At 72.9% G+C, this 11,745-nt stretch carries 12 protein-coding genes; 8 read left to right on the forward strand and 4 right to left on the reverse strand.

Features of this window, described 5'->3' with window-relative positions; genetic code table 11:
- Positions 1-43 precede the first annotated feature (43 nt).
- The 4 genes from ACZ53K_RS27115 to ACZ53K_RS27130 form a co-directional block, all read right to left on the reverse strand.
- Positions 44-1,567, reverse strand: a complete 1,524-nt coding sequence (locus ACZ53K_RS27115) for a DEAD/DEAH box helicase (RefSeq protein WP_468841338.1) — start codon at positions 1,565-1,567, stop codon at positions 44-46.
- A 130-nt stretch (positions 1,568-1,697) separates the two neighbouring features.
- Positions 1,698-1,901 (reverse strand): cold-shock protein, encoded by a 204-nt coding sequence (locus ACZ53K_RS27120; RefSeq protein WP_030020343.1) that lies wholly within the window; start codon positions 1,899-1,901, stop codon positions 1,698-1,700.
- 225 nt (positions 1,902-2,126) lie between these two features.
- Entirely contained in the window at positions 2,127-3,536 is a 1,410-nt protein-coding gene (locus tag ACZ53K_RS27125; RefSeq protein WP_468841340.1) for a sensor histidine kinase, read from the reverse strand.
- A 19-nt stretch (positions 3,537-3,555) separates the two neighbouring features.
- Entirely contained in the window at positions 3,556-4,296 is a 741-nt protein-coding gene (locus tag ACZ53K_RS27130) for a response regulator transcription factor (RefSeq protein WP_468841342.1), read from the reverse strand.
- Between the two features lie 338 nt (positions 4,297-4,634).
- Here ACZ53K_RS27130 and ACZ53K_RS27135 point away from each other — a divergent pair, with 338 nt between their 5' ends.
- The 8 genes from ACZ53K_RS27135 to ACZ53K_RS27170 all read left to right on the forward strand — a co-directional run bounded on the left by ACZ53K_RS27135 (position 4,635) and on the right by ACZ53K_RS27170 (position 11,714).
- Entirely contained in the window at positions 4,635-5,420 is a 786-nt protein-coding gene (locus ACZ53K_RS27135) for an amino acid ABC transporter ATP-binding protein (protein WP_468841344.1), read from the forward strand.
- Positions 5,421-5,475: 55 nt separating this feature from the next.
- Positions 5,476-6,384: a glutamate ABC transporter substrate-binding protein gene (locus ACZ53K_RS27140; protein ID WP_468841346.1), complete on the forward strand. Its 909-nt coding sequence runs from the start codon at positions 5,476-5,478 to the stop codon at positions 6,382-6,384.
- Between the two features lie 268 nt (positions 6,385-6,652).
- Positions 6,653-7,300 carry an amino acid ABC transporter permease gene (locus tag ACZ53K_RS27145; protein WP_468841348.1) on the forward strand — a complete coding sequence of 216 codons (648 nt, stop codon included), beginning with the start codon at positions 6,653-6,655 and terminating at the stop codon, positions 7,298-7,300.
- Complete coding sequence (locus ACZ53K_RS27150) at positions 7,297-8,271, forward strand: amino acid ABC transporter permease (RefSeq protein ID WP_468841350.1); 975 nt, start codon at positions 7,297-7,299, stop codon at positions 8,269-8,271. Before ACZ53K_RS27145 ends, ACZ53K_RS27150 begins: the two co-directional genes overlap by 4 nt.
- Positions 8,272-8,434: 163 nt before the next feature.
- A complete protein-coding gene (locus ACZ53K_RS27155; RefSeq protein ID WP_468841352.1) occupies positions 8,435-10,486 on the forward strand; it encodes an FAD-dependent monooxygenase in 2,052 nt (683 codons plus the stop codon).
- Between the two features lie 151 nt (positions 10,487-10,637).
- Entirely contained in the window at positions 10,638-10,724 is an 87-nt protein-coding gene (locus ACZ53K_RS27160) for a putative leader peptide (protein ID WP_324607239.1), read from the forward strand.
- A gap of 76 nt (positions 10,725-10,800) precedes the next feature.
- The gene (locus tag ACZ53K_RS27165) at positions 10,801-11,340 is read left to right on the forward strand and encodes a cupin domain-containing protein (protein WP_468841354.1); all 540 of its coding nucleotides are present in this window, start codon (positions 10,801-10,803) and stop codon (positions 11,338-11,340) included.
- A complete protein-coding gene (locus tag ACZ53K_RS27170; RefSeq protein WP_468841356.1) occupies positions 11,337-11,714 on the forward strand; it encodes a rhodanese-like domain-containing protein in 378 nt (125 codons plus the stop codon). Before ACZ53K_RS27165 ends, ACZ53K_RS27170 begins: the two co-directional genes overlap by 4 nt.
- Positions 11,715-11,745 lie beyond the last annotated feature (31 nt).

Raw genomic sequence — 11,745 nt, forward strand, 5'->3', positions numbered from 1 at the left:
CGCCGGGGCGCGCACGGGCCTGCCGTGCGCGCCCCGGCGTGTGTCATGCCTTGGGTGCCCGCGGGGTGCGCGGCCCCTTCGGGGCGCGGGAGGGCCGGCGGGACGGACGGCCGCCGTTCGAGGCGCCGGTGCCGCCGCCCGCCGGGGCGCCGCCGGAGCCGCCGCCGCGGCGCGGACGCCGCCGGCCGCCGCTGCCCGCGGGCTTGGGCCGCTCCTGCTGCGCGGGGACGGCGAGCGCCACCGGCTCTCCGGTCGGGGTCTGCGCGCCGGTGATCCGTATCAGTTCGCTGTCGCCGGGCCGGACCCGCGCCGTACCGGGGGTGATCTTCGCCCGGGACATCAGCCGGGTCATGTCCCGGCGCTGGCCGGGCGTGACCAGGGTGACGACGGTGCCCGACTCGCCGGCCCGCGCGGTGCGGCCGCCGCGGTGCAGGTAGTCCTTGGCCTCGGTCGGCGGGTCGACGTTGACCACGAGGTCGAGGCCGTCGATGTGGATGCCGCGGGCGGCGACGTTGGTGGCGATCAGCGCGGTGGCCTGGCCGGTGCGGAACTGCTCCAGGGTGCGGGTGCGCTGCGGCTGGGACTTGCCGCCGTGCAGCGCCGCGGCCCGTACGCCCTGGGCGAGGAGGTGCTTGGTGAGCCGGTCGGCGCCGCGCTTGGTGTCCACGAACATGATCACGCGGCCGTCGCGGGCGGCGATCTCGGTCGTGGTGGCCCGCTTGTCGGTGTCGTCCACGTACAGGACGTGGTGTTCCATGGTGGTGACCGTCGCGGCCGACGGGTCCACGGAGTGGGTGACCGGGTCGGTCAGGAACCGGCGGACGAGCTTGTCGACATTGCGGTCGAGGGTCGCGGAGAACAGCATCCGCTGGCCGTTCGGGTCCACCTTCTCCATCAGCCGGGTGACCTGCGGCAGGAAGCCCATGTCGGTCATCTGGTCGGCCTCGTCGAGGACGGTGATGGCGACCTGGTCGAGCTTGCAGGCGCGGCGGTCCAGCAGGTCGGCGAGCCGGCCGGGGGTGGCGACGAGGATCTCGGCGCCCTTGCGCAGCGCCTCGACCTGGCGGTTGATGGAGGTACCGCCGACGACCGTGGTCGTACGCAGGCCGACCGCCGTGGCGTACGGCGCGAGCGCCTGGGTGACCTGGGTCGCCAGCTCACGGGTGGGCACGAGCACCATCGCCAGGGGGCTCTTGCTGTCCGCGCGCCGGCCCGCCGTACGGCTGAGCATCGCCAGTCCGAAGGCCAGGGTCTTGCCGGAGCCCGTCCTGCCGCGGCCGAGGACGTCCCGGCCCGCGAGGGTGGCGGGCAGCGTCGCGGCCTGGATCGGGAACGGCTCGGTGACGCCCTGCGCGCGCAGCGCGGTGAGAAGGGCCGGGGCCAGCGGCAGCTCGTCGAAGGAGACGGCGGGCGGCTGGGGAGGCGTCTGCGCGGACGTCCTCGGTGCGGCGCTCTGTCGCGGTGCGGTCGCTCGGGTCACTGAAAGCCCTTCGGTGGCGGGGAGGCCGAGCGCGTACGGAACGGTGCCGTGCGGTCTCGGAGCCGTATGGATACGGGGCGTACGCATACGGGTCGTGCGGCTGCGGTGCGGTCGCGCGGCGGCGGGCGCGCACCGGCGGGCGTACGGAGCGAGCCGTACGGATACGGACGGGGCCCGCACCGACCGGTGCGGGCCCCGTCCGCGGACGCGCGGTCCGTCAGGCGGGGACGATGTTCTCCGCCTGCGGGCCCTTCGGGCCCTGGGTCACGTCGAAGCTGACCTTCTGGCCCTCCAGGAGCTCACGGAAGCCCTGAGCCTGGATGTTCGAGTAGTGGGCGAAGACGTCGGGGCCGCCGCCGTCCTGCTCGATGAAGCCGAAGCCCTTTTCCGCGTTGAACCACTTCACGGTGCCGGTGGCCATGTTTTTCTCCTTCTAGGGGCAAACCGGAGACCGCACTGCGCGGCCTCCCTGTCGCCGAGATGATCGCCCCACACCGGAGAAAGGTCCGGAAAACAATGAACGCCCGGGGCTTCCAGCCTCCGGGCGCGCACAAAGTTCATGGGTACCACAACTGCAACGCCGTCAACGGTAACACACGTCCACGGTCCTGGCACGGCCGCAAGGGGAAGGCCCGGGGGCCGGCGGTCACGGGGCGGTGCGCGGCACCACCACGGTCACCCGCAGCCCGTGCGGACGGTGCGGGGCGAAGGAGAGCGTGGCGCCTCCGGCGTCGAGCAGCGCGCGGGTGATCGACAGGCCCAGTCCGGAGCCGGAGACGTTCTGGTGCCGGCCGCTGCGCCAGAAGCGGTCGCCGATCCGGGCCAATTCGTCCTCGGTGAGGCCCGGCCCGTGGTCGCGGACGGTGATGCGTACGCTCTCGCCGTCCGGCGCCGCGCCGACGGTGACCCGCTCCCCGGCGGGGGTGAATTTCAGGGCGTTGTCGACCAGTGCGTCCAGGGCGCTGGACAGGGCGACCGGGTCCACCCAGCCCGTCACGGCCCGCTGGCCCTCGTAGGAGAGCAGCACCCCTTTGTCGTCGGCCAGCGGACGCCAGGAGTCGACGCGTTCGGCGGCGAGCGCGGCGACGTCGGTGAGCTGGAGGTCGGCGGCGGCGTGCTCGGCCAGCGCCAGGTCCAGGAGGTCGTCCAGGACCCGGGCCAGGCGCTTGCCCTCCGTACGGACGGAGGCGATCTCCGCATTGCCCTCGGGCAGCTCCAGGGCGAGCAGCTCGATGCGCAGCAGCAGCGCGGAAAGCGGGTTGCGCAGCTGGTGGGAGGCGTCGGCGACGAAGGCGCGCTGCTGCTCCAGCACGTCTTCGACGTTGTCGGCCATCTCGTTGAACGAACGGGCCAGGCGGCGGAGTTCCGGTGGCCCGGAGGCGGCGGCCACCCGGGACTTCATCCGGCCGGTGGCGATGTCGTGGCTGGCGGCGTCCAGGATGCGCACCGGGCGCAGCACCCAGCCGGTGAGCCGGAAGGCGGCGGCCACGGCGGCGAGCATGGCCGCGCACTCCCCCGCTCCGATCAGCAGCCACCCGTGCAGGACGCGTGAGCGCATCTGCCCGGTGGGCGAGTCGGTGACGACGACCGCCACCACGTCGCCGTCCCGGATGACGGGCGAGGCGACCGGAATCCGGCCATCCTCGTCCCAGGGCCAGATCTGGCGGGGGTCGTGGCTGCGGCGGCCCGCCAGGGCCTCGCTGAAGGCCCGCGCGCCCTCGCCCTTCTCCGGTACGCGCCAGTCGGCGGGGGCCGCCGCCATGGGGGTGCCGTCGCGGAAGAAGACGCCGGCGCGGATGCCGTACAGCTCGTGGTAGCGCTTGAGTTCGGCGCCGAGCGTGGACTGCCGTTCGTCCTCGTCGGGGGTGTGGCGCCCGACGCCCGGCCGGGCGGTGACGTACTGGGCGAGGGAGGCGAAGCGCGCCGCGTCGTCGATCCGGTCGACGACCACCCGCTGCTGTTCGACGGAGGCGGTGATGCCGGCGAGCGGGAAGCCGAGCGCGAGGAGCACACCGGCCAGCAGGACGATGAGGAGCGGGAGGAGTCGGGTGCGCACGGTGCGGTGCCGCCGGCCGTCAGGAGGCCGGGCCGGCGGGTGGGACGGCGGCCGGCGGCGCCACGAGCCGGTAGCCGACGCCGCGCACCGTCTCGATCAGCGCGGGCATCCGCAGCTTGGCGCGCAGCGAAGCGACGTGCACCTCCAGGGTCCGGCCGGTCCCCTCCCAGCTGGTGCGCCACACCTCGCTGATGATCTGCTCACGCCGGAAGACGACGCCCGGCCGCTGCGCGAGCAGGGCCAGCAGGTCGAACTCCTTGCGGGTCAGGGGTACGGCGGTGCCGTCCACGGACACCTGCCGGGTGGACAGTTCGATCGTGACGGCGCCGAGCCGCAGCCCGTCGCGCGGGGCGCCCTCCTCGGCGGGCGGCTCGGATCCGGCGCCCGGCGCCGAGGTGCGGCGCCGGCTGACGGCGTGGATGCGGGCGAGCAGTTCGCCGGTGTCGTAGGGCTTGACCACGTAATCGTCCGCGCCGAGGTTCAGGCCGTGGATCCGCGACCGTACGTCGGCCCGCGCGGTCACCATGATCACCGGGCTGGTGCTGATCCGCCGGATCCGCCCGCAGACCTCGAAGCCGTCCTGGTCGGGCAGGCCCAGGTCGAGCAGCACCACCCCGAAGGGCTCCCGGCCGCCGGGAAGCAGGGCGTGCAGGGCCTCCTCGCCGCTGCGGGCGTGGGTGACGTCGAAGCCGTGCCGGGACAGCACGGCGGACAGGGCGGCCGCGACATGGTCGTCGTCCTCCACGAGCAGCAGCCGCACCGGCCCCCTCCTCACAAAACATCCCCGGCCGCGCATACCTGGACGCGCGGGTGCATGGGTGTACATCCGTACGCGGGCGCGTACGGGTCACGGGCCGTCTGCGGAACGGCCAAAAGGCATCTACGGCGATGGACCGCACGCACGTCAAGGGGGTATTCCCGGAGGGACGGTTCCGTTATGCAGCCGGTACACCGGGCGCCGGGCCCGCGCGCCCCGTTCACACCCCGTGTCCCTTCGCGGCCGTATCGTTATGCTCAAATCCCGCTCAGATGTAATGACGCTGGTCGCAGGGCGTTACTAGGGTCCTCCCCAACCGAGGAGGACGGAGCTGTACGCCGATGAGCGAAGTATCGGTGACCAAGAGCGACAAGGGGCCCGCGCCGGCGGGCGACCCGCTGGTCGTGCTGGACAACGTGAACAAGCACTTCGGCGCGCTGCACGTACTCCAGGACATCGACCTGACCATCCGGCGCGGTGAGGTGGTCGTGGTGATCGGGCCCTCCGGGTCCGGCAAATCGACCCTGTGCCGCACGATCAACCGACTGGAGACCATCGACTCCGGCGCCATCTCGATCGACGGCAAGCCGTTGCCGCAGGAGGGGCGCGAGCTGGCACGGCTCCGCGCCGACGTGGGCATGGTCTTCCAGTCCTTCAACCTCTTCGCGCACAAGACGGTGCTGGAGAACGTGATGCTGGGCCAGACCAAGGTCCGCCGCACGGACAAGAAGGCGGCCGAGGAGAAGGCCCGGACCCTGCTGGACCGGGTGGGGGTCGGCACCCAGGCGGACAAGTACCCCGCCCAGCTGTCCGGCGGCCAGCAGCAGCGGGTGGCCATCGCCCGGGCCCTGGCGATGGACCCCAAGGTCATGCTTTTCGACGAGCCGACCTCCGCACTCGACCCGGAGATGATCAACGAGGTGCTGGAGGTCATGCAGCAGCTCGCCCGGGACGGCATGACGATGGTCGTGGTCACGCACGAGATGGGCTTCGCCCGGTCGGCGGCCAATCGCGTCGTCTTCATGGCCGACGGCCGGATCGTCGAAGAGGCCGAGCCGAACCAGTTCTTCAACAACCCGCGCAGCGACCGGGCCAAGGACTTTCTTTCGAAGATCCTCCACCACTGACCATGCGGCCGGTCATCATGTTTGCCAACTTCCGTTGAACCGAAGGATGTTCACCATGAGGATTCGTAAGACGGCCGCGGCGGGTGCGGTGGTGCTCGCGCTGACGGCGACGGCGACCGCATGTGGCGGCGAGTCGGGCACGGCCGGCGACAAGGCATCCGGCGGCGAGGTCTTCAGCGGGACGTACCCGGTCAGCGAGAAGGCCGACGTGAAATCGGAGAGCTGGAAGGCCGCCAAGAAGGCCGGAAAGATCACCATCGGCGCCAAGGCCGACCAGCCCTACCTCGGCTTCCAGGACACCACCGGCAAGCGGACCGGCTTCGACATCGAGATCGCCAAGATGATCGCCGCCGACCTCGGCTTCTCCGAGAAGCAGATCGAGTTCAAGACGGTCGACTCCAACGTCCGTGAGACCACCATCTCCAAGGGCCAGGTCGATTACTACGTCGGCACGTACACGATCAACGAGGAGCGCAAGAAGCAGGTCGACTTCGCGGGCCCGTACTACACCGCGGGCGCCGACCTCCTGGTCCGCAAGGACGACAAGTCGATCACCGGGCCGGACTCCCTCAAGGGCAAGAAGGTCTGCTCGATCGTCGGCTCCACCCCGCTCCAGGAGATCAAGAAGCCGAAGTACGGCGCCCAGACCACCGAGCTGGCCAAGTACTCGCTGTGCGTCAAGCAGCTGCTCGACGGCCAGGTGGACGCGGTCACCACGGACGACGCGATCCTCAAGGGGTACGCGGCCGAGCGACCCACCAAACTGAGGGTCGTCGGCCAGAAGTTCACCAAGGAGCCGTACGGCGTCGGCCTGAAGAAGGGCGACAAGGCGCTGCGCGACGCGATCACCGACGCGCTGGAGAAGCACATCAAGAACGGCGACTACAAGAAGGCGTACGAAGGCACCCTCGGCAAGTCCGGGACCAGCTTCGTCGCGCCGCAGACGCCGCTGCCGCGCGACTGACCCGGTCGCGCACCCGCTGTCCGCCGCCGCACGCCCCGTACGCCGCCTCGGCGGGCGTACGGGGCGTGGGTGCCTGTGGACCCACGCGCCGGGATGCCCGTGCGCACGCCGTCGCGGGCCGCGCCCGCACACCCGGCCGTACATCTGTACGCCGCGCACGAAAGCGCCCGCACGCCGGGCCGTGCTCCCGTACCCCGCGCGCCGCGCACGCCCCGCGCCGGGCCGCCCAACCGTCCGCCGCTGACCTGACCGCTACCGCGGAGAACCCATGAACGTACTCCTCGACTACCTCCCCGAGTTCCGCACCGGGTTCCTCGGAACCGTGTCGCTCACCGCGGCCAGCGGGGCGCTCGCCATCCTGCTGGGCCTCCTCATAGCCGGTTTCCGGGTCTCGCCGGTGCCCCCGCTGCGCGCCTTCGGCACGACCTGGGTGACGCTGCTGCGCAACACCCCGCTCACCCTGCTGTTCCTGGTCGCCTTCTTCGTCATCCCGCAGATCTTCTTCCCGGGCATCAGCCCGTTCGTGCTCGCGACCCTGGCACTGGGCTTCTACACGTCCTCGTTCGTCTGCGAGGCCGTGCGCTCGGGCATCAACACCGTGCCGCTGGGCCAGGCGGAGGCCGCCCGCAGCATCGGGATGACCTTCGTCCAGACGCTGCGCATGATCATCCTGCCGCAGGCCACCCGCACCGTGATCCCGCCGCTGAGCAGCATTCTGATCGCGCTCACCAAGAACTCGGCCATCGCGGGCGCCTTCAGCAACGCCGAGCTGTTCAACGTCTCCAAGCTCCTCAACGACCAGGGCCGGCCGATCGGCTGGATCTTCCTCTGGATCGCCCTCGCCTACTTGATCATCACGTTCGCCATCAGCGGCATCTTCCGGCTGCTCGAACGCCGCCTGGAGGTGGCCCGATGACCAGCGTCCTCTACGACGCCCCGGGGCCCAAGGCCAAGGTCCGCAACCGCGTCTACACCGTCGTGGGCGGACTCGCCGTTCTCGGCCTGCTCGTCTTCGCCGTGCTGCGGCTGGCCGCCAAGGGCCAGTTCGAGCCGGAGATGTGGAACATCTTCAACAACGCGGGCGTACGGACCAACATCCGCAACGGCGTCCTGACGACCCTCCAGGTCTTCGCGGTGGCCGCGGTGCTCTCCGTCGCGCTGGGCGTGCTGCTCGCCGTCGCCCGGCTCTCCGACCACAAGCCGGTGCGCTGGCTGGCGACGGGGTTCATCGAGATCTTCCGGGCCATCCCGCTGCTGATCACGATCTACGCCCTGTGGGTGATCCTGCTCTCCTACAAGGAGGAGCTGGGCCTGACCGGCGACACCCCGCAGTTCTGGGCGCTGGTCATCGGGCTGACCGTCTACAACGGCGCGGTGCAGGCGGAGGTGCTGCGCGCCGGTATCAACGCGGTGCCCAGGGGCCAGCGCGAGGCGGCGTACGCGCTCGGCATGAGCAAGACGCAGGTCATGACGACGGTGCTGATCCCGCAGGCCGTCCGGGCGATGCTCCCGACGATCATCAGCCAGCTGGTGGTGACCCTCAAGGACACCTCGCTCGGCTACGTGATCACCTTCGAGGAGCTGCTGTACACGATCCAGCAGATGGCCAGCACCATCGTCGTCAACGACGAGAACCCGTACGTGCCGATGATCATCGTGGCCGGTGCGATCTACGTGGCGATGTGTCTGGCACTGTCCGCACTGGCCAACTGGATCGAGCGGCGCGGCCGGCGGGCCAAGACCGGCATCGCGGTCGCCGAGGCGGGCGAGCCGGTCACCGCGTCGGACGCGCTGGAAGGCGCCGACGGCACACCCGGCGGCCCGGTCGACACCCGGCGGCCCCCGGACATCCCGCCCGTGGGCGGCGGGGGCGGCGCCGGGAACTGACGGTGTGACACCGTGGACGGGGGCAGTGCCGCGTGCGCCGCTGCCCCCGTCACTTGACGCGGACGCCCGCAATGGGTTGCATACGCTGTGTGATCGCGCACCGGGCTCCAACTGCCAGTTCCCGTACGACCCGTAAGAACCTGCGGCCCGGGGGAGCCACGCCGTGGACCCGGTGATCGTCGTCGGGGCCGGCCCCGTCGGCCTCGCGCTCGCCCTCTCCCTCGCCCGCCTCGACGTGCCGTGCGTGGTCCTGGACGAAGCCCCCGGTGCGGCCGACCCGCGGCCCGCCCGCACCGTCGTACTGCGACCGGACACCACCGCCTTCCTGGAACGGCTGGGCTGCGGCACCGCCCTGGACCTGGCGGGCACCCGCTGGACGGCCTGGCGCTCGGTGCGCCGCAGGAGACTGCTGGAACGGGTCGAGTTCGGCCCGGAGACCCCCTCCCCCGTACATGTGCCGCAGCACGCGCTGACCCGGGCCCTGCGCACCGCGCTCGCGGCGCAGCCCGGCATCCGGATCGTCGCCGGCAGCCGGCTCGACGAGCTGAGGCAGGACGAGTACGGGGTCAGCGCCCACACCCGCGGCACCAACGGCGCGTGGTGGCGCGCCAGTTACCTGGTCGGCTGTGACGGCCCGCGCTCGACGGTCCGCAAGCTGCTGGAGATCCGCTTCCCCGGCCGTACGGCGGTCGAGCGGCACGCGGTGGCGGCACTGCGGACGGAACTTCCCTGGCCCGGCGAGGCCTTGCTGCACCGCTCCCCCGCGCGCCAGGGCGGCGGCGGATCCGGGGGCGAGGTGACGGCCCGGCCGCTGCCCGGCGGGGTGTGGCGGCTGGACTGGCTGCTGCCGCCCGGCCGGGACCTGGTCACTCCGGACGCGCTGGTGGCCCGCATCCGCGACTCGCTGGCGGTGTGGTCCGCCGAGGCCGCGGCGGGGGCCGGGCCCGCGGGCGGGACGTCGTACGGCCCCGGGGACGAGGGCGGGCGCGGCGGCGGTTCACGCGTCCCGGCCGTACCGCCGTACGATCTGCTCGACACCGGCGTGCACACGGTGCACCACCGGCTGGCGCGGCGCTGGCGGCGCGGGCGCGCCTTCCTCGCCGGGGACGCCGCCCACCTGCTCGGCGCGCTCGGCACCCAGGGCCTGGACGAGGGGCTGCGGGACGCCGAGAACCTCGCGTGGAAGCTGGCGCTGGCCTGGCACCAAGGCGCGCCGGAGGCCCTGCTGGACAGTTACCAGGCGGAACGCAGGGGCGCGGTCACGGCCCGGCTGCGCGCCGCCGACCGGGCGCTGCCGCTGCTGCGCGACGGCGAACGGGGCGGCCGGTGGCGGGCCGTGCTCCCGGGGGCCGCCCGCGGGCACACGGCGATGCTCACCGACGGGCACCTGGGGCGCGGGCCGCTCGGCGCGCCCCCGGCGTACGCCCGCTCCCCGCTCGCCCCGGCCACCGACCCGTCGTGCGCGATGACGGTCGGCACACAGGCCGGCGCCCCGGTCGCGGACGTCCCGGTGACGGCCTCGGACGGGTCCCAGGTGCCGCTCCGCTCCCGGCTGGGCCGTGGGCTGCTGGTGGTGCTGGTGGCGCCGGGTACGGGCGTGTGGGACCGGCGGCACTGGAAGTCGGCCGGCCTGATGCCCCGGCTGTCCAAGTCCGCGGCGGCGCTGCCGATGCGCGCCGAAGTACTGGTCGCCGAGGCCTACCCGGGCGCGGTCGCGCACACCGTCCTGGTCGTACGGCCGGACGGGCACCTGGTCGCCGCGATGGGCGGCGTCCGCCCGGCCGAGCTGTACGCGTGCGCGGACGCGGTGCGGGGCGGGGGCGGGGGCGCAGGGCCCACGGGAGGCGCGGGGAGTGCGGAGAGTGGCGGAGGTGGCACGGAGGGCGCGGGCGCTGCTTCGGTGCGCGGGGGCGGGGCCGGGGCGGGGGCGGAGGGGACGTACGCGGGTGCGGAAGGGCCGTCCCGGGGTGCGAAGCGGCCGTCGCTGGGTGCGGAGGAGCCGCCGTACGGGGGCGGGGATGGGGCGTATCCAGGTGGGGAGGGGTCGTATTCGGGTGCGGTGCGATCGGTTGCCGGGCCGCCGTCCGTCGAAGGGGCGTTTCCGCGGGCCGAGCGGGAGGTGGCCGGGGATGCGCCCAGGGACAGGGCCGGGGAGGCCCCCAGGGACGTGGCCAGGGGCGCGACGGAGGCGGAGGTCCGGTCGGGCGGGGGGTGAGCGTGCGGGGAGCCGGGTGGGGCACCGAGCGGGGAGCAGGATGGGGCGCCGGGGCGGGCCGGTCGGCTGTTGTCCCTGCGGGCCGTCGGGGTGCCCAGTCGGGCCGGACGGCGGTTGACCCTGTGGGAAGCCCCGTGCTTGACTCCGGAACGTGACGGAGAACGGTTCGCGTTTCTGGCGGAGGGTCCATCTGGACCTGGTCCGCTACGCGGGCTGCGTGTGTCGTCCGTCCTGCTGATCCGCATTCTTTCCCCGCGCGCCGCCGCGTTCCGCGCTGCCCGCGCGCTTCTTCGCGATCACTCAGGACGGTTCCTGTGCCCGACGTACGTACCCCTGCGCGCCCGCGCCCTGCCGCCACCGGCGGCCCCGGCCCCGCCGAACTCCTCGACTTCGCCCGCCGTACCGCCGCCGACGCCCCGCTCATCGCCTCTCTGCCCCTCGACCCCGAAGGCCGTACCTGGATCCGTCTGGACGGACCAGGCGGCAGTGAGGCGTGGCTGATCGGCTGGCCGCCCGGTACGGGCACCGGCTGGCACGACCACGGCGGTTCGCACGGCGCGTTCGCCGCCGCTGCAGGCGAGCTGACCGAGCAGTCCCTCGCCGCCCAGCTGCCCACCGAGGGCTGGAAGACGCTGGAACTGGCGGACGGGGTGGACCGGCAGCGGAAACTGGCCGACGGCCACGGCCGCGCCTTCGGTCCGCACCACGTCCACCAGGTGCTCAACCTCTCCGAGGACACGCACGCCGTCTCGGTGCACGCCTACTATCCGCCGCTGCCGCTGATGCGCCGCTACAGCCGCACCGGTCCCGTACTGCGCCTCGAAGAGGTCGAGCGCCCCGAGGACTGGGCGTGAGCGCCGTAGATGCGCTCCTGGAGGCGGCGCGCGCCGAACTGGACCGGGTGTCACCCGAGCGGGCCGCGACGCTCCAACGGGACGGCGGGCTCCTGGTCGACATCCGCTACGCGGCCCTGCGCGACCGCGACGGCGCCATCCCGGGCGCGCTGATCGTCGAACGCAACGAGCTGGAGTGGCGCCTGGACCCCACCGGTGACCACCGGGCCCCCGAAGCCACCGGACACGACCTGCCGGTGGTGGTCGTCTGCAACGAGGGCTACGCGTCGAGCCTGGCGGCCGTCTCCCTGCGTCAGCTTGGCCTGTACCGGGCGACCGACCTGGTGGGCGGCTTCCAGGCGTGGCGGGCGGCGGGGCTGCCGGTCGACGGGTGAGGTGACGGCGGGCCCGCGCTCCGGGCGGGCC

This window comes from Streptomyces sp. NPDC033221 (assembly GCF_055577005.1).